We start from the raw sequence: 21346 nt of genomic DNA, 5'->3' as shown, positions 1-21346 counted from the left end.
ACCAGCTTCCAATTGAAATAGCCGCTCATTCTAACTGGAATAACGTGTTACGCCAAACCACTGATGGTACCAACGGGGCATTATTTGCGCTCTTAAGCTTAAAACACGCCAGTTATCCTTAGAAAATTCTACGCTGATTTGCCCTGCCACAGCCGTGTCGTACCAGCTGTAATTGTTCTTCAGATAGCGGGTAATTATCCTTTCCGCCGGTAGCTTCCAGGCGCTATAGCGGGCAGCGGAAGCCAGCGCGGCCTGGCCAGCCACCCTTCGCAGCAGGGGCGGCGAAGACGACGTTCCACTACCGTGATGCGGCACCTGTAATAGATCCGCCCGTAACGCTTCACCATAGCGCCTGACAAGCTGTAGCTCTGCGGGCGTCTCAATATCCCCGGTCAGCAAAACCCGCCATTTACCATCCGTCACCATTACGACGCAGGACTGATTATTACCGTGCTCTTTCTGCGGTCGCTCCGGCCAGAGAACCTGAAAATTTAACGTCTGCCAGCGCCAGTTTTGGCCCTGATAGCAGGGTAAATGTCCCGATACGCCCAAATCGCTGTGGATTTTCGCTGCGGGAAACGCCTTGTGCAGGCTTTCCAGGCCGCCGATATGGTCGAGATGGCCGTGGCTTAAGATAATGTGTTGTAGGCTTATGCCCTGCCAGCGAAGCCAGGGAATAATCTGGCTTGAGGCCGCGTCGCCCCCTGCCCATCTGTTGCCGGTATCATACACAACCGCATTTCCCCGCTGCGAAATTACTACGGCCAGTCCATGACCGATATCCAGCATATCCATACGCCACTCTGGCTGCCTGACGTGCAGCCGCCAGCACAGCAGCGCCAGACATAAGCTGGCCAGCGTCAAAGGGGAACTTCGCCACCAGTGAAAGCGCCAGGCAAAGAGCAGCAGCAGGCACACGGGACTGAGCCATAATGCCTGCTGGCTGACGGTAAGCCAGCCGTCGGGCAGCTGCCGTAAGGGATAAAAAACCAGCGCCAATGAGCGATCCGCCGCCCACCAGAGCAGCTGGCTTAGCGATGCGACAGGCAGCGATAAAACGGCGCCAAGGATCAGCGGTACCGTAAGCAACGTGACCAGCGGCACTGCCCACAGGTTAGCCAGCAGCGCGCTGACGCTCACGCCGTGAAAAATAAAGATCTGTAGCGGCATCAATAATAAAAACAGCCCGGTCTGTAAGTGCAGCAGCTGTAACGGCAGCCAGCGTTTTTTCCCGATAAAGCGTCCGGAAAGCGGAAACCATTGATACCAGAGAAGTAACCCGGCGACGGCAACAGCTGACAACCATAAGCTGTCCGACAAAATGCTTAAGGGATCGAAAAACAAAATAGCACCGATACACAGCCGCCAAACCTGCCAGCCGCTACAGTTACGCCCCTTCAGGCGCAGCAGGCTCCAGCTAAGCAGCGCCACTATCGCCCGCAGCGCCGGAGGGCTTCCGCCGGAAAGCCAGCAGTAGATCAGCGCCAGCGCGATGCCGCTAAACAGGGGAAAACGATACTCTATCCAGCTGGCGCGGAAGCAAGGCTGGAAAATTCGCGCTATCAGCCAGCCTACGCTCGCAGCCAGGCCTATATGCATGCCTGAAATCGCCATCAAATGCGCCGTCCCGGTCTCCCTCAGCAACGCTTTTGTCTCGCTGCTTAGTTCGCTACGTTCACCAAACGTCAACGCCAGGATAACGCTATGCCAGGGCAAGGCGGCGAAATAGTCACGACTTTTCTGCATGACTTTTTCACGCCAGCCACAGCGGCTGTCGACAATCTGCCATGTCAGCGCCCTGCCCGTCAGCGGCGTGCTGACAGCCAGCGCGAAACGTTGCGCATCGAAGCCGCCCTCGTTAAGGCGCGCATGCACGGGCCGCAGCCTGAGCTTCATACGCCAATGCTGGCCCGGACAAAACGTTTGGGTACCCGGTATAGCGATCAGGGCGTAAACAGGTGGAAAAAGACGTTTCTCCGCCACGCTTTCAATGCGTATTTTGACGCGTTGCGACTGCGGCTGTAGCTGTTCAATGCCCACTACGGCTTCAACAGGAGCCGCTGAGAGAAAGGCGGTTTGTTGTAGAAGCGTTTTTGCCGGGATAACGGCCCAGATAAAAAGCAGCAGAACCAGGGCACTTTCTCTTAACCAGCGCTGTCGGGTTATCAACAGGAGCGCAATCAGCCCCAGCAAAAGCTGGATGGCGGCTGTATCAGGCAGCGCCCACAACCAACAAAGCGGCAGCGCTGCGATAATCATCCACAGCGAGAGTCGGCTAAGGCTACAGGACATAATGCTACCTCCGTTACGCATGACGGAAGTCTGACGGGGTTTCATTACGGGCGCAGCCAGCATTTCTCAGTCTTCAGAAACGTAGCGCAACATTTTTATCAGGTTGCAGAAAGCAATACAGGGTTTGCGAGGAGGCTCTGGTTAATCCACTATCGGACTGGATCCAGCTATGCTGCAGGCAAAAAAAAACGACACCGAAGTGTCGTTTTATTGCGTGGTAATGCGAAACCTTAGCCGTAGATATTCGCGCGATCGCGTAATTCCTTGCCCGGTTTGAAGTGCGGAACGTATTTACCTTCCAACTCAACCTTGTCACCCGTTTTAGGGTTACGACCGGTACGGGGAGCGCGATAGTGCAAAGAAAAACTGCCGAAGCCCCGGATTTCGATGCGTTCGCCCTGGGCCAGCGTAGTGGCCATGTGCTCAAGCATCTCTTTTACCGCATCCTCAACGACTTTCGCCGGAATATGAGAGTGCTGGCCAGCAAGTCTTTCAATCAGTTCTGACTTGGTCATAAATCCTCCGGTTAATCCCTGTTGGAAAAAGCTTTGGCAATCACGGCTGGTTCAGGGCAGCTTAAGCCGCCCTGATGCAAGCGCAATTACTCGCCTTTAGCTGCTTTAAATGCTTCAGCCATAGCGTTAGAGAAGTTGCCTTCTTCCTGTTTGGTGTTAACAGTATTAATAGCTTCTTTCTCGTCAGCCTGGTCTTTAGCACGAACAGACAGGCTCACTACGCGGTTTTTGCGATCCACGCCAGTGAACTTAGCTTCAACGTCGTCGCCAACGTTCAGAACCAGCGTAGCGTCTTCTACACGGTCGATTGAAGCTTCAGAAGCGCGCAGGTAACCCTCAACGCCGTCTGCCAGTTCAACTGTAGCACCTTTAGCGTCAACTGCAGTTACTTTACCGTTAACAATGGCACCTTTCTTGTTCAGAGAGATGTAGTTGTTGAACGGATCTTCTGCCAGCTGCTTAACGCCCAGGGAGATACGCTCGCGCTCTGCGTCAACCTGCAGAACCACAGCAGCGATTTCGTCGCCTTTCTTGTATTCACGAACTGCTTCTTCTCCGGTAGCGTTCCAGGAGATGTCAGACAGGTGAACCAGGCCGTCGATGCCGCCGTCCAGGCCGATGAAGATACCGAAGTCAGTGATTGACTTGATTTTACCTTCAACACGGTCGCCCTTGTTGTGGGTTTCTGCGAACTGCTGCCATGGGTTAGATTTGCACTGCTTCAGACCCAGGGAGATACGACGACGTTCTTCGTCGATGTCCAGAACCATAACTTCAACAACATCGCCCACGTTAACAACTTTAGACGGATGAATGTTTTTGTTGGTCCAGTCCATTTCTGAAACGTGCACCAGGCCTTCAACGCCCTCTTCGATTTCAACGAAGCAGCCGTAGTCGGTCAGGTTGGTTACACGACCAGTCAGGCGGGTGCCTTCCGGGTAACGCTTAGCGATTGCGACCCATGGATCTTCGCCCAGCTGTTTCAGACCCAGAGAAACACGGGTACGTTCGCGGTCGAACTTCAGCACTTTAACAGTGATTTCGTCGCCAACGTTGACAATTTCGCTTGGGTGCTTAACGCGTTTCCAGGCCATGTCAGTGATGTGCAGCAGGCCGTCAACGCCGCCCAGATCAACGAATGCACCGTAGTCAGTGAGGTTCTTAACGATACCTTTAACTTCCATGCCTTCCTGCAGGTTTTCCAGCAGCTGATCGCGCTCTGCGCTGTTTTCGGATTCGATAACCGCACGACGTGAAACCACCACGTTGTTACGTTTCTGATCCAGCTTGATTACTTTGAATTCAAGCTCTTTGCCTTCCAGGTGCAGCGTGTCGCGTACTGGACGAACATCAACCAGGGAACCTGGCAGGAACGCACGAATACCGTTCAGCTCAACTGTGAAGCCACCTTTCACTTTGCCGTTGATAACACCGGTAACAGTTTCAGCATCTTCGTAAGCTTTTTCCAGCGTGATCCAGGCTTCATGACGCTTAGCTTTCTCACGGGACAGCAGGGTTTCACCGAAGCCGTCTTCCACTGCGTCCAGAGCAACGTCAACTTCGTCGCCTACCTGGATTTCCAGTTCGCCGGCTGCGTTCTTGAACTGCTCTGCAGGAATTGCAGATTCAGATTTCAGACCCGCATCAACCAGAACTACGTCTTTGTCGATAGAGACAACAACGCCACGAACGATGGAACCCGGGCGGGTTTCGATTGTTTTTAAGGATTCTTCAAATAGTTGAGCAAAAGATTCAGTCATATTGATAATCTTCAGGATTCTTCAATTTAACGTCCACCTGACATCCTGCCGGGTGGGGTTGTTTCACATGCCCTGTGATATCCATATCAAAGGGTTAAAAAAATCGGTTCTGCGATGCTACTGCGGCAGAGAAAGTTTTTCGCGCGCATAATTCAGAGCAGTTTCAATCACCTGCTCGATTGACATGCTGGTTGAATCCAGCACTAACGCGTCTTCTGCCGGTCTTAACGGTGCGATAGCACGGTTGCGATCGCGATCGTCACGCTCTTTTATCTCAGATAAAAGGCGTTCAAAGTTAACACTAAAGCCCTTCTCCTGCAACTGTAGCATACGGCGATGCGCACGCTCTTCAGGGCTGGCATCCAGAAAAATCTTTACCTGGGCGTCCGGAAAAACCACCGTACCCATATCTCGTCCATCCGCAATAAGGCCTGGCGCTTCCCGGAATCCCCGCTGACGGCGCAGCAGCGCTTCACGTACGCGCGGGAAAGCGGCGACTTTCGAGGCCGTATTGCTGACATCCTGAGTGCGAATTTCGCTTGAGACGTTTTCGCCCTCAAGGATGACTTCCATCTCGCCATCGCTGGGCACAAAGCGAACATCCAGATGCGCCGCGATAGGGACCAGCGCCTCTTCAGAAGTCATGTCTACCTGATGGTGTAACGCGGCCAGCGCCAGCACGCGATAAATAGCGCCTGAATCCAACAGATGCCAGTTTAATGCCTCAGCCATTGCCTTGCACAAGGTCCCTTTACCGGCTCCGCCTGGACCATCAATGGTGATCACCTGGGCTATAGGCGTCATGTCGTTCTCCTGTTGGTGGAATGCCTGCTTAACCTGCTCAGGCAAATAACGACGCATATTATACGCTGCTCTACTGACGATCGTTACCCCTTAAGCGTAGACGGGCTGAAATTAATCGAGAACCGCAAAAGGATTTCCCAGGCAACCAATGCCAGGAGCGTGAAGCAGATCGCAACCCGCTGCACAGGTATGCAGCGGGGGCGTTCGTTATGCCGGCTGGCTGAGACGTGCAAACTGCTCGAAATAATCCGGGAAGGTCTTGGCCGTGCATTTCGGATCGAGAATGGTCACTGGCGTAGCAGACAAGGCCACCAGCGAGAAGCACATCGCCATACGGTGATCGTTGTAAGTGCCGATTTCAGCATACTGAATAGTTTCAGGCGGCGTGATGCGAATATAGTCATGCCCTTCTTCGACTTCAGCACCAACTTTACGCAGCTCGGTCGCCATTGCCGCAAGACGATCGGTTTCTTTCACGCGCCAGTTGTAGATATTACGCATTACCGTAGTGCCTTTGGCAAACAGCGCCGCCGTGGCGATAGTCATCGCCGCGTCCGGAATATGGTTCATATCCAGATCGATAGCGTTCAGTTCGCCGCGCGTGCAGGCGATATAGTCGTCGCCCCATTCAATAACCGCGCCCATTTTTTCCAGCACGTCGGCAAAATGAATGTCGCCCTGCATACTTTTTCGACCGATACCGGTGACTTTAACCGTACCGCCTTTGACTGCGGCCGCTGCGAGGAAATAGGAGGCGGAAGAGGCATCGCCTTCCACCAGATAATCGCCTGGCGAGGTATAGTTCTGATTGCCCCTGATACGAAATACAGCGTAATTATCGTTTTCTACCGTGACGCCAAAGGTCTGCATCAGGTTCAGGGTAATATCGATATAAGGTTTTGAAACCAGCTCGCCCTTAATGGCAATGGTCGTGTTTTGTGGAGCCAGCGGCGCGGTCATCAGCAGCGCGGTCAGGAACTGGCTGGAGACGCTACCGTCGACGGCCACTTCGCCCCCGCTGAAGCCGCCTTTGATATGCAGCGGCGGATAATCCGTCTGTTCAAGATAGTCGATCTGCGCGCCGCCCTGGCGCAACGCATCGACCAGATGACCAATCGGACGTTCTTTCATCCGCGGCTCTCCGGTCAGCACAATATCGTTAGCACCCAGGCAAAGCGCGGCGGCCAGCGGGCGCATCGCCGTCCCGGCATTGCCTAAAAAAAGCTCCAGCGGCTGCGTCGACCGCAGAGGGCCGCCCTGACCAGTCACTTCACACTCTGTGCGGTCTTCAGAAAGCGTAAAGCTTACGCCCAGCGCTTTTAGCGCGTTCAGCATATGACGCACGTCATCACTGTCCAGAAGGTTGGTCAGACGAGTAGTGCCTTTTGCCAGCGCAGCGAGCAGCAAAGCGCGATTTGAGACGCTTTTGGAACCAGGTAGGTTAACGGTACCTTCTACACGCGCGACGGGTTGTAAAGTCAGGGATTCCTGCATGTGAGACTTCTTCTCCAGATAAAATGCAACAAAACCCCGCACCGGGCGAGGTTTTACTATCAAAACCGTACCGGCTAATTAACCGTGACGACGTTCAAAATCAGTCATAAATTCGGTTAGCGCTTTAACGCCTGCCAGCGGCATAGCATTGTAAATTGAAGCGCGCATTCCGCCTACGGCACGATGACCTTTTAACGCATGCAGGCCAGCCGCGAATGATTCTTCGAGGAAAACCTTATCCAACGCTGCATCAGCCAGCTGGAAAGGCACATTCATGCGCGAGCGGTTAGCGTGAGCCACATCGTTACGGTAAAAATCACTGTTATCAATGATACCGTAAAGCAGATCGGCTTTAGCCTGATTCCGCTTGTCCATTTCCGCTACGCCGCCCTGTTCTTTCAGCCATTTAAAGACCAGGCCGGAAAGATACCATGCAAAAGTCGGCGGCGTGTTAAACATGGAGTCGTTTTCGTTTAATACCGTGTAATCAAGGATTGACGGCAGCGCTTTCTGGGCTTTGCCCAGCAGATCTTCACGTACGACTACCAGCGTCAGACCAGCCGGTCCAATGTTCTTCTGCGCACCGGCATAAAGGACGCCATAGCGGTTAATATCCAACGGACGGGAAAGAATAGTGGAAGAGAGATCGGCCACGGCAATCTTATCGCCGAAGTCCGGCTCTTCATTAATAGCAACACCGTCAATGGTTTCGTTTGGACAATAGTGAACATAGGCTGCTTCATCTGAAAGCGCCCACTGGCTCATAGGCGTAATAGCGCGTAGCCCATCAACGGTTGTTTTCACGTCAATGACGTTAGGCGTACAGTATTTTTCCGCCTCTTTAATCGCGCTGTGCGCCCAGTAGCCGCCGTCGGCATAGTCTGCCGTACTCTGGCTGCCCAACAGGTTCATCGGAACGGCGGCAAACTGCGCGCGCGCGCCGCCGTGACAGAATAATACTTTGTAATTTGAGGGGATTTTCAGCAGATCGCGAAAATCTTTTTCCGCTTCCACGGCCACCTGCGTAAATTCCTTGCTGCGGTGGCTGATCTCCATCACGGAAGTTCCTGAACCCTGCCAGTTGCAGAGTTCCTGTTCGGCACGACGTAGCACTTCTACCGGCAGCATTGCTGGACCGGAGCTAAAATTGAAAACCTGGCTCATTTCCCCTCACCACTTTCAGATCAATCGATTTCGAGTCTGCTACCGGTTTTATCATTGCCACCCTGGCGCTGCAATGTTTAATCGGATCAGCCGACCAGTTATGCGGCCTGCGCCGCAACAGCTTGTAGCGTGAAATATAGTGACCACGATATTTTGTGAGGCGTCTTCCGGTTAGCTTTTTTTATGGCCGATCTGCACAGGCAAAAATGCCACAATAGCCGGGTAAAACAGTTCGTCGGATAGCGAATGGTCGGGAAACCCCGTATCATGGCGCGTTTTCGGCACAACCCAAAAACGAGTGGGCACTATGACGCAAACTTATATTCCAGGCAAAGACGCCGCACTGGAAGATTCCATCGCACGCTTTCAGCAAAAATTACAGGATTTTGGCTTCCATATTGAAGAGGCCTCCTGGCTGAATCCGGTTCCTCATGTATGGTCGGTCCATATTCGCGACCGCGACTGCCCGCTCTGCTTCACCAACGGTAAAGGCGCCAGCAAAAAAGCGGCGCTGGCTTCGGCATTGGGTGAATATTTTGAGCGTCTGTCGACCAACTATTTCTTTGCTGATTTTTGGTTAGGTAACGCGATCGCCAACGGCGATTTCGTGCATTATCCTGACGAAAAATGGTTTCCGCTGCCGGATGACGACAGCCTGCCGGAAGGCATTCTTGATGCGCGACTGAAGGCGTTTTACGATCCTGAGCAGGCACTTAGCGCCAGCGATTTGATCGATCTGCAGTCCGGCAATGCCGCACGCGGCATCTGCGGCCTGCCGTTCACGCGTCAGTCCGATGGGCAAACGGTTTATATTCCGATGAACATCATCGGTAACCTCTACGTCTCTAACGGCATGTCGGCAGGCAACACGGCCAACGAAGCGCGCGTTCAGGGCCTTTCTGAAGTCTTCGAGCGCTATATTAAAAACCGCATTATCGCCGAATCTATCAGTCTGCCGGCCATCCCGCAGGAGGTACTTAACCGCTATCCGGGCGTAGTGGAGTCCATTGCTAAACTGGAAGCTGAAGGCTTCCCAATCTTTGCTTACGACGCTTCACTGGGCGGCAACTATCCGGTTATTTGCGTGGTGCTCTTCAACCCGCAAAACGGTACCTGTTTTGCTTCATTCGGCGCGCATCCTGATTTTGGCGTGGCGCTGGAGCGTACCGTGACAGAACTGCTGCAGGGACGCGGGCTGAAAGATTTGGATGTCTTTACGCCGCCAACCTTTGATGATGAAGAAGTCGCCGAGCACGCTAATCTGGAAACGCACTTTATCGATTCCAGCGGTCTGATCTCCTGGGATATGTTCAAGGACGAGGCGGACTATCCTTTTGTCGACTGGAGCTTTGCCGGCACCACGCAGGAAGAATTCGCCACGCTGATGGCCATCTTTAAAGCGGAAGATAAAGAAGTCTATATTGCTGACTATCAGCATCTGGACGTGTATGCCTGCCGTATCATCGTGCCAGGCATGTCAGATATCTATCCTGCGGAAGATTTGCTGCTGGCTAATAACAGCATGGGCGCTTACCTGCGCGATACGCTGTTATCACTGCCCGACAGCCAGTGGGAAAAAGAGGATTACCTGGCGCTGATTGAACGCCTGGACGAAGACGGCCATGACGACTTTACCCGCGTACGCGAGCTGCTGGGCCTGGCAACAGGCAAAGACAACGGCTGGTACACGCTGCGTATCGGCGAGCTGAAAGCGATGCTGGCCCTGGCAGGCGGCGATATCGATCAGGCGCTGATCTGGACGGAATGGACTATGGAGTTTAATGCCTCCCTGTTTTCACCCGCCCGCGCCAACTACTATCGCTGTCTGCAAACGCTGCTGCTGTTGAGCCTTGAGGATGAACGCGATCCTGTGCAGTATCATACTGCTTTCGTACGTATGTATGGACAGGAAGCCGTAGACGCGGCATCTGCCGCCATTAGCGGTGAAGCGCCTTTCTACGGGTTGCAGAGCGTGGATGAAGAGCTGCTGGCCTTCCCGGCTCATCAGTCGCTGCTGGCTGCCTATGAAAAGCTGCAGCAGGCGAAACGCCGTTACTGGAAATAATATTTTTGGCCCGCTCGACAAAAGCGGGCCTTTTATCAGGGCCAGTTTTAACGCTAATTAATCCATTAATTTTTCTTAAGGTTAATAAAAAGTAGTTTATTTATTTCCAGGTATTAAAAAATTTATTTATTCGGGATCTATTTTATTGCAGTTGTTAACCAGAAAAGCAGATGCTATTTAAAAAAATAATAGATAAATTAAAATAAATTTTAACTAATAAAATCAATAAATTAACCCACCTTACACGCCTTTTTTTTAACTCGTTCCGACAATGTCCGGCGTCAATATGATCCACATCAATTTCTCACCTATACTGCTTTGTTAGTATTTCGTTGTTGATAAACTTCAGGAGACGTTAGTGTGAAAGCTGGCAATCCGTTCGATTTACTTTTACCGTCTGAAATGGCTAAAGTCGCTGAGGAAGCCGGTGTCTATAAAGCTCAAAAGCACCCCTTCACCACGTTTTTTTTGGCGATTACCGCAGGCGTTTTTATTTCCATAGCGTTTGTTTTTTATATCACGGCCACAACAGGGACTGAAACTATCCCTTATGGCGTAGCGAAGCTTATTGGCGGCATCTGCTTTTCGCTGGGGCTGATGCTGGTCGTGGTCTGCGGTGCCGACCTTTTCACCTCGACCGTGTTAACCATGGTGGCTAAAGCCAGCGGACGGATTACCTGGGGTCAGCTGGCGCGCAACTGGCTCAATGTCTATATAGGGAATTTCTTCGGCGCGATGTTTTTTGTCGGGCTGATCTGGTTTGCCGGCCAGTATATGGTGGCAAATGGTGCATGGGGGTTAAATGTTCTGCAAACGGCTGACCATAAGATGCACCATACTTTTATTGAAGCTGTCTGCCTCGGCACCCTCGCTAACCTGATGGTTTGCATGGCGGTCTGGATGAGCTATTCCGGCCGCAGCCTGACGGACAAAATGCTGTCGATGGTGCTGCCCGTAGCGATGTTTGTCGCCAGTGGTTTTGAGCACAGTATCGCCAACATGTTCCTTATCCCCATGGCGATCGTTATTAAAGATTTCGCCGCACCGGAGTTCTGGCAGGCCACGGGAACCACGGCAGCACACTTTTCCAGTCTGACAGTAGGCAACTTCATTGTTGACAATCTTATCCCCGTGACGCTTGGCAACATTATTGGCGGTGGATTGCTGGTCGGCCTGACCTACTGGGTTATCTATTTGCGGGACGGCGATCATCACTGATTGCCGACAACAGGATTAAGCCCTGCTGTGCTGCAGCAGGAACGAAAGAACTTCATTGAAAAGGTGATCACATGAGCGAGCAAAATGTAAACCAGGCTGCTGCCTGGGCAGGCTTTGCAGAGGGCGAATGGCAGAACAGCATCAACGTCCGTGACTTCATTCAGAAAAACTATACGCCTTATGAAGGTGATGAATCCTTCCTGAGCGGCGCAACTGAAGCGACCACTAAGCTGTGGGATAAGGTAATGGAGGGCATCAAGCTCGAAAACCGCACCCACGCGCCGGTCGATTTCGATACCGATTTAGCCTCTACTATTACCTCCCATGACGCTGGCTATATTGACCGCAAACTGGAAACCATTGTCGGCTTACAGACTGAAGCGCCGCTGAAACGCGCGCTGATCCCTTTTGGCGGCATTAAGATGGTGGAAGGCTCCTGTAAAGTTTACGGACGCGAGCTGGACGCCGGCCTGAAAAAAGTCTTTACCGAGTACCGCAAAACGCATAACCAGGGCGTATTCGATGTTTATACGCCGGATATTCTGCGCTGCCGTAAGTCCGGCGTGCTTACCGGTTTGCCAGATGCCTACGGCCGCGGCCGCATCATTGGCGACTACCGTCGCGTTGCGCTTTACGGCATTGATGCGCTGATGAAAGATAAATTCGCCCAGTTTGCCTCGCTGCAAAGCGATCTTGAAAATGGCGTCAATCTTGAAGCGACAATCCGTCTGCGTGAAGAGATCGCCGACCAGCATCGCGCGCTGCAGCAGATTAAAGAAATGGCTGCCAAATACGGCTGTGATATTTCCGGCCCGGCCACAACGGCGCAGGAAGCCGTGCAGTGGACCTACTTTGGCTACCTGGCCGCCGTTAAATCGCAAAATGGCGCGGCAATGTCTTTTGGTCGCGTATCCACCTTCCTGGATATCTACATTGAACGCGATCTGCAGGCGGGCAAAATCACCGAGCAGGATGCACAGGAACTGATTGACCACCTGGTGATGAAGCTGCGTATGGTGCGCTTCCTGCGTACGCCTGAATACGATGAGCTGTTCTCCGGCGACCCAATCTGGGCAACGGAATCGCTGGCCGGTATGGGCGTTGACGGCCGTACGCTGGTAACCAAAAACAGCTTCCGCTTCCTGAATACCCTGTACACTATGGGTCCTTCGCCAGAGCCAAACATGACCATCCTGTGGTCTGAAAAACTGCCGCTGAACTTCAAGAAATTTGCGGCCAAGGTTTCAATCGATACTTCATCCGTTCAGTACGAAAACGACGATCTGATGCGTCCTGACTTCAACAACGACGATTATGCTATCGCCTGTTGCGTCAGCCCGATGATCGTCGGCAAGCAGATGCAGTTCTTCGGTGCCCGCGCCAACCTCGCTAAAACCATGCTTTACGCTATCAACGGCGGCGTGGATGAAAAACTTAAAATGCAGGTAGGCCCAAAAGATCCGCCGATGATGGACGACGTGCTGGAATATGAAAAAGTGCTGGATCGCATGGATCACTTTATGGACTGGCTGGCGAAACAGTACGTTACCGCGCTGAACATCATTCACTATATGCATGACAAATATAGCTACGAAGCTTCTTTGATGGCGCTGCACGATCGCGATGTCTATCGCACCATGGCCTGCGGTATTGCCGGTCTGTCCGTCGCTGCCGATTCACTTTCCGCGATCAAATATGCCAAAGTTTCCCCTATTCGCGACGAAGATGGACTGGCCGTTGATTTCAAAATTGAAGGTGAATATCCGCAGTTCGGCAACAATGACTCACGCGTAGATGATATTGCCTGTGACCTTGTTGAACGCTTTATGAAGAAAATTCAGCAGCTGCAAACTTATCGTGATGCTGTCCCGACTCAGTCGGTGCTGACTATCACCTCTAACGTGGTATACGGTAAGAAAACCGGCAACACGCCAGACGGTCGCCGTGCCGGTGCACCTTTTGGCCCAGGCGCTAACCCAATGCACGGCCGCGATCAGAAAGGCGCTGTGGCTTCGCTTACCTCCGTTGCGAAGCTGCCATTTGCCTACGCTAAAGACGGCATCTCCTACACTTTCTCTATTGTGCCAAACGCGTTAGGTAAAGATGACGACGTACGTAAAGCCAACCTTGCCGGTCTGATGGATGGCTATTTCCATCATGAATCCAGCATTGAGGGCGGTCAGCACCTGAACGTTAACGTGATGAATCGCGAAATGCTGTTGGAAGCGATGGATAATCCTGAGAAATATCCTCAGCTGACCATTCGCGTTTCGGGTTATGCGGTGCGTTTTAACTCGCTGACCAAAGAGCAGCAGCAGGATGTGATTACCCGTACCTTTACGCAAACGATGTAAGCCTCAGGGCTCCGGTTCGCCGGAGCCCAGCCTGCTTTGCCAGCCCTCTTCTTCGCAGGCGGCTGGCAAAACAGACTTAACGCAGCTTCAGACTGCGCAGCCGCTACAAGCGGCATGACTATGGAGAATTCACCGCAATGTCAGTTAAAGGTCGTATCCACTCGTTCGAATCCTGCGGGACCGTTGATGGCCCCGGCATCCGCTTTATCACCTTTTTTCAGGGCTGCCTGATGCGCTGCCTCTACTGCCATAACCGGGATACCTGGGATACGCACGGCGGTAAAGAGGTTACGGTGGAAGAGCTGATGAAAGAAGTTGTCACCTATCGTCATTTTATGAACGCATCAGGCGGCGGCGTTACCGCTTCGGGCGGTGAAGCTATCCTGCAGGCTGAGTTTGTCCGCGACTGGTTTCGCGCCTGTCATGCAGAAGGCATTCATACCTGTCTGGATACCAACGGCTTTGTTCGCCGCTACGATCCGGTTATTGATGAACTGCTGGAAGTAACCGATCTGGTGATGCTGGATCTCAAGCAAATCAATGATGATGTTCACCAAATCCTCGTCGGCGTCTCTAACCATCGCACGCTGGATTTTGCCCGATATCTGGCCAAAAAGAATATCCGTACCTGGATACGCTATGTGGTTGTCCCCGGTTATTCCGATGATGATGACTCCGCACACAGGCTGGGCGAATTTACCCGCGACATGGGCAACGTCGAGAAAATAGAGCTGTTACCCTATCACGAGCTGGGTAAACACAAGTGGCTGGCAATGGGTGAGGAGTATAAGCTGGACGGCGTCCATCCTCCCAAAAAAGAGACGATGGAGCGGGTCAAACATATCCTCGAAGGATACGGGCATAAAGTGATGTATTAACGAGCGGTGACCCGCTCGTTATTTTACTTTTCAGCCATCAGGCATGTGCGATCGGCGTGGCATGACGATCGGCCTTGCGCAGCAGCATCATCAGATAAACCAACGCCACGCCCGCAATCATCACAAACAGTACACGGTCAGAATAGCTCTGCATCAACATTGAGGTCAGCGCCGGTCCTGCAAGGCTACCGGTGGTATAGCTCAGCAGCAGCGCCTGATTCATCGCCACCAGCTCATGATGCGCCACTTTTTCGCAGGCCCAGGACATCGCGACAGGGTAAAGCGTAAAGCCTGAACAACCCAGCACAAAGAGCGCGGGTGCCATAGCCGCATTGCTGAGCATCGCTACCGCGCCCAGGATGACGCCAAACACCAGCACGCGCAGCACCAGCAGCCGCCCATAGCGATCGGCCAGGCGCCCTACCGGCCACTGTCCGATAATGCCGGCGCTGACCAACAGCGCCATCCAGTAGCCGACGGCGGAGTCGTTCATTCCCTGATGGGAAAGATACAGCGGCATCAGGCCGTACAGCGATCCCAGCAGGATCCCGGAAATAATGCAGCCGTTGATCCCCAGGCGTGCGCTGCGTCGACGCAGCATAGACCACATGCGCCCGGCAGGAGCTTCTTCTCCCTCGCCGCTGGCGGTAATCCGGGTAAAAACCAGCGGCAGAATAGCCGCTACGATAAAACCGGTTACCCAGGGCAGAGTATGCAGCAGTTCCGTTGACACCTTGCTGACCAGCAGCTGACCAATCACCGTCGCCACATAATAGACAATCATATAGGCTGCCAGCAGCTGACCGCGATTACGCAGGGTGCCGCTGCACAATAAGGCGCTTTCAACCACTACCCATATCAGAGCGCAGCCGATACCCGCGACGAAACGCCAGACGGACCATGCCCAGAAACCGTGTTCGAAGCCCAGCGCGGCCGTAGCCAGGGCAAACAGCGCGGTAGCAATGTAGTAAGCGCGATTAAAGCCCAGCCGCTTGATTAGCCAGCCAGCTATCAGGGTGCCGATCAGGTTTCCCGTAAAATAAGCGGAGCTGACCGTGCCGACCTGCCAGGTAGGCAGAGCCTCATGAGTAAGCCAGAGCGGCACCAGCGTGTTGAGCACGGCGATGGCGATAGTCAGCAGCAGCAGGCCGCAAAGCAGCACAATAACGGGACGGGACCAGGTAGACATAGTCAGAAATGACCAAAATAAAGGAAGATTTTGCGCGCATAATGCCACTGGCCGAATTATTGTCAACGGGGCGTTTTGGGGCACCGCACAATTTGCCGTGCGGTGATTTAATTTTTTTATCCGCAGCTCTGTAAGCACTGATTAAAAGGCAACCCATACCTGTTTAACCCTTTGATAATGAATAGCTAATAACGAAAACGGGTTTCTTTATCGATGATATTTATTGCTGGATAGCCTGCATGGTTAAGGGCTGCTAAAACCGCAGGCAAAAAAAAACCTGTGGGTATGAACCACAGGTTTTTTAGCTGTCCCGAAGATTAGCCGATAAACTCAAGGCCTTTCATATAAGGACGCAGCGCTTCCGGCACCTGAATTCGGCCGTCTGCCTGCTGATAGTTTTCCAGAACGGCAACCAGGGTGCGGCCTACCGCCAGGCCAGAGCCATTGAGCGTGTGCACCAGACGCGGTTTTTTCTCTGTTTTGCTACGACAGCGCGCCTGCATACGACGAGCCTGGAAATCGCCCATATTGGAACAGGAAGAGATTTCACGGTAGGTATCCTGCGCGGGCAGCCAAACCTCCAGATCGTAAGTTTTGCATGAACCGAAGCCCATATCGCCGGTGCACAGCAGCACCTTGCGGTAAGGCAGCTCCAGCAGCTGCAGCACCTTCTCCGCATGGCCTACCAGCTCTTCAAGCGCCTGCATGGAGTCTTCCGGCCGCGTGATCTGCACCATTTCAACCTTGTCGAACTGGTGCATGCGGATCAGCCCGCGCGTATCACGACCGTAGGCGCCAGCTTCAGAGCGGAAGCAAGGCGTATGCGCGGTCAGTTTCAACGGCAGCGACTCTTCTTCCAGAATTTCATCACGAACCAGGTTGGTCAGCGGCACTTCTGCGGTAGGGATCAGCGCATAATCGCTGGCCGAGGCTTCCTCATCCAGCGGACGAGTATGGAAAAGATCTTCGCCGAACTTCGGCAGCTGGCCCGTTCCGTAAAGCGTGGCGTGGTTAACCAGATAAGGGACGTAAGTTTCCAGATAGCCATGCTGTTCGGTATGCAGATCGAGCATGAACTGGCTGAGCGCACGATGCATCAGCGCAATTTGCCCTTTCATCACCACAAAGCGCGAACCGGTCAGTTTGGCAGCGGCAGCAAAATCCAGACCGGCGGCCATTTCGCCCAGCTCGACGTGGTCACGCACGGCAAAATCATATTTGCGCGGCTCGCCCCAGCGGCTGACTTCCTGATTCTCGCTGTCGTCTTTGCCCAGCGGCACTTCGTCAACGGGAATATTAGGGATCGCTAAAGCGACATCACGAATTTCGTTCTGTAACGCATCCAGTTCCGCTTTGGCCGCATCCAGGCGTTCGCCCAGCGCGTTCACTTCCTGACGTAACGGCTCGATATCTTCCCCACGCGCTTTGGCCTGCCCGATAGATTTGGATCGGGAGTTACGTTCAGCCTGCAGCGTTTCGGTTTCGACCTGCAGAACTTTGCGGCGCTCTTCCTGCGAGCGCAGCGTTTCAACGTCCAGCTTATAGCCCCGGCGTGCCAGTTTTTCAGCGACTGCGTCTGGCTCATTACGCAGCAGATTGGGATCGAGCATGCTTGTCCTGTGATCAGTAAAAAAAGTGGGCGCATTCGCCAGGCGAATGCATTGAATTCCTTGCTAACCTTACCGCAACGCCCGGATCAACGATAGCGTTTTGTCGGGCTATTTTGATCCTGTTCAGCAAGCCAGGCCAGCTTTTCGCCAATCTTTCCTTCCAGCCCGCGCGAGGTCGGCTGATAATAGCGCGTCTGCGCCATTTCCCCCGGGAAATAGTTCTCCCCCGCGGCGTAGGCGCCGGGTTCGTCATGCGCATAGCGGTATTCGGCGCCCAACCCCATCTCTTTCATCAGCTTTGTAGGCGCGTTACGCAGATGGTCAGGCACATCGTAATCCGGCCGATCGCGCGCGTCGCGCATCGCTGCCTTAAAGGCGGTATAAACGGCATTGCTTTTCGGCGCACAGGCAAGATAAACAATCGCCTGAGCAATAGCCCTTTCGCCTTCGGCCGGCCCTACACGCGTAAAGCAGTCCCAGGCGGAAATAGCCACCTGCATGCCACGCGGATCGGCGTTGCCCACGTCTTCGGAGGCGATAGCCAGCAGGCGACGGGCCACATAAAGCGGATCGCCGCCTGCCGTAATAATACGGGCATACCAGTAAAGCGCAGCATCGGGCGCAGAGCCGCGCACCGATTTGTGCAGGGCGGAGATCAGATCGTAAAAGCGATCGCCTTTATTATCGAACCTGGCGCTACGTTCACCGGAAACTTCGTTAAGCAGCTGCGGCGTTAGCAGACGCTCGCCTTTGTCGCTGACCTCGGCCATATCGGCCATCATTTCCAGGGTATTTAACGAGCGGCGAGCGTCGCCGTTGACCAGCTCCGCAATCATTCTGCGCGTAGCATCAGGCAGCACGATGTTTTGCTTGCCGTAGCCCCGCTCGCTGTCTTGCATCGCCTGATCCAGCACGCTTTCTATATCTTCAACGGTCAGAGACTTCAACAGGTAGACGCGCGCCCTGGAAAGCAGAGCGGAATTGAGCTCGAAAGAAGGGTTTTCCGTCGTAGCGCCAATAAAGGTAATAGTGCCGTCTTCAATATGCGGGAGAAAGGCGTCCTGCTGGCTTTTATTAAAGCGATGCACTTCATCGACAAACAGGATAGTGCGACGTCCGGCATTGCGGTTCTGCCGCGCACGCTCAATAGCCTCACGGATCTCTTTTACGCCTGAAGTGACGGCAGAAATGCGTTCGACATCCGCCTGACCGTAGCGACCAATGATTTCTGCCAGCGTGGTTTTGCCGGTACCTGGCGGCCCCCAAAGGATCATTGAGTGCAGGTGCCCTGCCTCAATGGCCCGCGGCAGCGGCTTCCCCGTCGCCAGCAGATGCTGCTGACCGATATATTCCGCCAGCGTGCGTGGCCGCATACGCGCGGCCAGAGGCTGAAACTCGTTATGAGAGAAATCCAGAGAGAGTGTGCTCACGCTGACCTCACTGACGTTGATCGTCCACCGTCACGCCCTTGGGCGGCGTAAAACGGAATTTGTCGGGGCTGACCGCAGTGTTCTGCTGGCTTTTCAGCGTATAGCTGCTGCGCTGCCCGTCCTGTTCAACGGCGCTGAACTGATTGATGGTGCCGCTGGCGGAGACGTTAATCGTAAACTGCTTCAGGTTGCCATCGGCTGATTTTGGCGTCAGCTCGAAGTTATCGCCAAGCTGTTTGATGTTGTACTGCTTCCAGTCGCTGCGCTGGTTGCGGGCAATCAGCATAAACGGCGTATTGCTGGTGGCGTCTTTCAGCCATGTCGCGCTGACCTGCTCGACAAAGGGATTATAGAACCACAGCGTTTTGCCATCCGAGATCAGGATGCTTTCGTCCGGCGCGGTCATATGCCAGTTGAAAAGATTGGGACGTTTAACCCACAGCTCGCCTTCGCCATCCTGCACGGACTGGCCGCTGCCGTCGGTGACTTTTTGCTGGAAGCTGGCGTGAAAACTGGTGACTTTATCCAGACGCTGCTGCAGGTCGGAAGAAGCGTCCGCCAAAGCGCTGGCAGAGGCAAAAGTAGCAAGCAGACAGCATGTGATAGTGAGTTTTTTCATTTACGACATCCTTATTGAAACTTTTGTATCCCGATTAGCGGGCAGGCTTAACTGTAGCCAGGCAGCAAAGAAAGCAACAGGGGAATAAGCTGATTGCGATAGATCGGAGATGGGGACAAAGCGCTGAAATTCAACGGGTCGGCATAACCGACCCGCTGCTTTTGACAAAATATTACATCTCGTGCGGCGGTGGCGAAAGCACCTCGCGGTTGCCGTTATGACCAGGCGGCGACACGATACTTTGCGCCTCCATCTGTTCAATGATACGGGCTGCACGGTTATAACCGATACGGAACTGCCGCTGCACGCCGGAAATAGACGCACGACGCTTTTCTACCACGAAGGCGACCGCCTGGTCGAACAGCGGGTCGAGCTCTTCATCGCCATCCAGCCCCAGCGACGCGCTTTCGCTCTCTTCGCCAGCGGTAATGCTTTCGATATATTGCGGACGACCACGCGCCTTCCAGTCTTGTACCACGGCGTGAACTTCTTCATCCCGCACAAAGGCGCCATGTACGCGCACCGGCATTGAAGAGTTCGGCGGCATATAAAGCATATCGCCCATGCCCAACAGCGATTCCGCGCCACCCTGATCAAGAATGGTGCGCGAGTCGATCTTGCTGGAAACCGTAAACGCAATGCGGGTTGGGATGTTAGCCTTAATCAGGCCGGTGATCACATCCACCGACGGACGCTGCGTCGCCAGCACCAGGTGAATACCGGCGGCACGCGCTTTCTGCGCCAGACGCGCAATCAGCTCCTCCACCTTTTTACCCACGGCCATCATCAGATCGGCGAACTCATCCACCAGCACTACGATGTAAGGTAGTTTTTCGAGCATCGGCGGCGATGTTTCCATACTGTCGCCCGGCTTCCAGAACGGATCGGGAATAGGCCGCCCCATCTCTTCCGCCAGCTTAACTTTTTCGTTATAACCCGCCAGGTTACGCACGCCCAGCGCCGACATCAGCTTATAGCGACGCTCCATTTCGCCGACGCTCCAGCGCAGCGCGTTGGCGGCATCTTTCATATCCGTGACCACTTCGGTCAACAGATGCGGGATGCCTTCATAGACCGACAGCTCAAGCATTTTCGGGTCGATCATAATAAAGCGCACTTCTTCCGGCGTGGCTTTATAAAGCATGCTGATAATCATGGCGTTAACGCCAACGGACTTACCGGAACCGGTGGTACCGGCGACCAGCAGGTGCGGCATTTTCGCCAGATCGGCCACCACCGGCTGGCCTGCGATATCTTTTCCTAACACCACCGATAGCGGCGACGGATTGTCGCGGAACTTATCGCATTCAAGCACTTCACGCATATAAACGGTCTGGCGATGCTTGTTTGGCAGCTCCAGTCCAACGTAAGGCTTGCCGGGGATCACCTCCACCACACGAACCGCTACGGCAGAAAGCGAGCGGGCCAGGTCGCGCGACAGATTGGAAATACGCGCGGCCTTCACGCCAGGCGCAAGATCCAGTTCAAAGCGGGTAATAACCGGCCCCGGAGAGATACCAACCACCTCGGCTTTAACCCGATAGTCGGCCAGGCGGGCTTCCACCAGGCGGGCAGTCTGCTCAAGAGCAAACATATCGACGGGTTCGGCTTCCGCTGGCGGTGCCGTCAGTAGATCCAGGGTAGGCAGCGGCGTGGTTGGTTTCTCAAGCGGCTGCTCATGACGCACCAGGAATGGATGGAACAGGCTATCCTGTGGCTTGACTTCCGGCTGGATTTGTTCAGCCTGGCGTACCGGCTCCTGAGCCGCTGGCTGCCATGCTGGTGCGGCCGGTTGTGCAGGCTCCTGAGCCGCTGGCTGCCACGCTGGCGCCGCCGGTTGTGCAGACTCCTGAGCGGCTGGCTGCCATGCTGGCGCAGCCGGTTGTGCAGGCTCCTGAGCCGCTGGCTGCCACGCTGGCGCCGCCGGTTGTGCAGACTCCTGAGCGGCTGGCTG

At 53.9% G+C, this 21346-nt stretch carries 14 protein-coding genes and 1 pseudogene; 4 read left to right on the top strand and 11 right to left on the bottom strand.

Going from position 1 to position 21346, the window contains the following annotated elements; all coding sequences use genetic code 11:
• Window positions 1–30: 30 nt before the first annotated feature.
• The 6 genes and pseudogenes from AB3U87_RS16925 to serC form a co-directional block, all read right to left on the bottom strand.
• Window positions 31–2292 (bottom strand): ComEC family protein, encoded by a 2262-nt coding sequence (locus AB3U87_RS16925; protein WP_394149848.1) that lies wholly within the window; start codon window positions 2290–2292, stop codon window positions 31–33.
• Window positions 2293–2522: 230 nt separating this feature from the next.
• Window positions 2523–2822 (bottom strand): annotated as a pseudogene (gene ihfB / locus AB3U87_RS16920) (integration host factor subunit beta); the annotation flags it as partial.
• A 71-nt stretch (window positions 2823–2893) separates the two neighbouring features.
• On the bottom strand, window positions 2894–4567 hold the full coding sequence (gene rpsA, locus AB3U87_RS16915; protein WP_125288723.1) for a 30S ribosomal protein S1: 1674 nt from the start codon (window positions 4565–4567) through the stop codon (window positions 2894–2896).
• Window positions 4568–4684: 117 nt separating this feature from the next.
• Window positions 4685–5371, bottom strand: coding sequence for a (d)CMP kinase (gene cmk, locus AB3U87_RS16910; RefSeq protein ID WP_125288724.1), 687 nt, complete (start codon window positions 5369–5371; stop codon window positions 4685–4687).
• Between the two features lie 207 nt (window positions 5372–5578).
• Window positions 5579–6865 (bottom strand): 3-phosphoshikimate 1-carboxyvinyltransferase, encoded by a 1287-nt coding sequence (gene aroA, locus AB3U87_RS16905; RefSeq protein ID WP_394149845.1) that lies wholly within the window; start codon window positions 6863–6865, stop codon window positions 5579–5581.
• 78 nt (window positions 6866–6943) lie between these two features.
• Window positions 6944–8029, bottom strand: a complete 1086-nt coding sequence (serC, locus tag AB3U87_RS16900; protein WP_253454712.1) for a 3-phosphoserine/phosphohydroxythreonine transaminase — start codon at window positions 8027–8029, stop codon at window positions 6944–6946.
• Between the two features lie 307 nt (window positions 8030–8336).
• Between serC and ycaO the strand changes: the two genes are divergently transcribed.
• From ycaO to pflA, 4 genes are all read left to right on the top strand, one after another.
• Window positions 8337–10094: a 30S ribosomal protein S12 methylthiotransferase accessory factor YcaO gene (gene ycaO / locus AB3U87_RS16895; protein ID WP_369894902.1), complete on the top strand. Its 1758-nt coding sequence runs from the start codon at window positions 8337–8339 to the stop codon at window positions 10092–10094.
• A 360-nt stretch (window positions 10095–10454) separates the two neighbouring features.
• On the top strand, window positions 10455–11312 hold the full coding sequence (focA, locus tag AB3U87_RS16890; protein WP_253454714.1) for a formate transporter FocA: 858 nt from the start codon (window positions 10455–10457) through the stop codon (window positions 11310–11312).
• 71 nt (window positions 11313–11383) lie between these two features.
• Complete coding sequence (gene pflB / locus AB3U87_RS16885) at window positions 11384–13666, top strand: formate C-acetyltransferase (RefSeq protein ID WP_301251220.1); 2283 nt, start codon at window positions 11384–11386, stop codon at window positions 13664–13666.
• Window positions 13667–13803: 137 nt separating this feature from the next.
• The gene (gene pflA, locus AB3U87_RS16880) at window positions 13804–14544 is read left to right on the top strand and encodes a pyruvate formate lyase 1-activating protein (protein ID WP_253454716.1); all 741 of its coding nucleotides are present in this window, start codon (window positions 13804–13806) and stop codon (window positions 14542–14544) included.
• 37 nt (window positions 14545–14581) lie between these two features.
• Here the strand turns inward: pflA and AB3U87_RS16875 are convergent, their stop codons facing one another.
• From AB3U87_RS16875 to AB3U87_RS16855, 5 genes are all read right to left on the bottom strand, one after another.
• Window positions 14582–15733 carry an MFS transporter gene (locus tag AB3U87_RS16875; protein WP_253454718.1) on the bottom strand — a complete coding sequence of 384 codons (1152 nt, stop codon included), beginning with the start codon at window positions 15731–15733 and terminating at the stop codon, window positions 14582–14584.
• 317 nt (window positions 15734–16050) lie between these two features.
• Complete coding sequence (gene serS, locus AB3U87_RS16870) at window positions 16051–17343, bottom strand: serine--tRNA ligase (protein ID WP_125288732.1); 1293 nt, start codon at window positions 17341–17343, stop codon at window positions 16051–16053.
• 86 nt (window positions 17344–17429) lie between these two features.
• The gene (locus AB3U87_RS16865) at window positions 17430–18773 is read right to left on the bottom strand and encodes a replication-associated recombination protein A (protein ID WP_253454720.1); all 1344 of its coding nucleotides are present in this window, start codon (window positions 18771–18773) and stop codon (window positions 17430–17432) included.
• 7 nt (window positions 18774–18780) lie between these two features.
• Window positions 18781–19392, bottom strand: coding sequence for an outer membrane lipoprotein periplasmic chaperone LolA (gene lolA, locus AB3U87_RS16860; RefSeq protein ID WP_394149841.1), 612 nt, complete (start codon window positions 19390–19392; stop codon window positions 18781–18783).
• 172 nt (window positions 19393–19564) lie between these two features.
• The coding region (locus tag AB3U87_RS16855; RefSeq protein WP_394149839.1) for a DNA translocase FtsK at window positions 19565–21346 on the bottom strand (1782 nt) is incomplete at its 5' end.

The sequence above is a fragment of the Erwinia plantamica genome, assembly GCF_043420595.1.
In the GTDB taxonomy this organism is placed as follows: domain Bacteria; phylum Pseudomonadota; class Gammaproteobacteria; order Enterobacterales; family Enterobacteriaceae; genus Erwinia; species Erwinia aeris.
The sequence above is the reverse complement of the archived record's forward strand: the minus strand, read 5'-3'. Positions and strand labels throughout refer to the sequence as shown.

What these genes read in the sequence shown, in the direction of transcription:
- rpsA (WP_125288723.1), bottom strand. Translation starts at nt 4,567, where the DNA reads ATGACTGAATCTTTTGCTCAACTATTTGAAGAATCCTTAAAAACAATC.
- serS (WP_125288732.1), bottom strand. Translation starts at nt 17,343, where the DNA reads ATGCTCGATCCCAATCTGCTGCGTAATGAGCCAGACGCAGTCGCTGAA.
- serC (WP_253454712.1), bottom strand. Translation starts at nt 8,029, where the DNA reads ATGAGCCAGGTTTTCAATTTTAGCTCCGGTCCAGCAATGCTGCCGGTA.
- AB3U87_RS16925 (WP_394149848.1), bottom strand. Translation starts at nt 2,292, where the DNA reads ATGTCCTGTAGCCTTAGCCGACTCTCGCTGTGGATGATTATCGCAGCG.
- lolA (WP_394149841.1), bottom strand. Translation starts at nt 19,392, where the DNA reads ATGAAAAAACTCACTATCACATGCTGTCTGCTTGCTACTTTTGCCTCT.
- ycaO (WP_369894902.1), top strand. Translation starts at nt 8,337, where the DNA reads ATGACGCAAACTTATATTCCAGGCAAAGACGCCGCACTGGAAGATTCC.
- aroA (WP_394149845.1), bottom strand. Translation starts at nt 6,865, where the DNA reads ATGCAGGAATCCCTGACTTTACAACCCGTCGCGCGTGTAGAAGGTACC.
- pflA (WP_253454716.1), top strand. Translation starts at nt 13,804, where the DNA reads ATGTCAGTTAAAGGTCGTATCCACTCGTTCGAATCCTGCGGGACCGTT.
- pflB (WP_301251220.1), top strand. Translation starts at nt 11,384, where the DNA reads ATGAGCGAGCAAAATGTAAACCAGGCTGCTGCCTGGGCAGGCTTTGCA.
- cmk (WP_125288724.1), bottom strand. Translation starts at nt 5,371, where the DNA reads ATGACGCCTATAGCCCAGGTGATCACCATTGATGGTCCAGGCGGAGCC.
- AB3U87_RS16875 (WP_253454718.1), bottom strand. Translation starts at nt 15,733, where the DNA reads ATGTCTACCTGGTCCCGTCCCGTTATTGTGCTGCTTTGCGGCCTGCTG.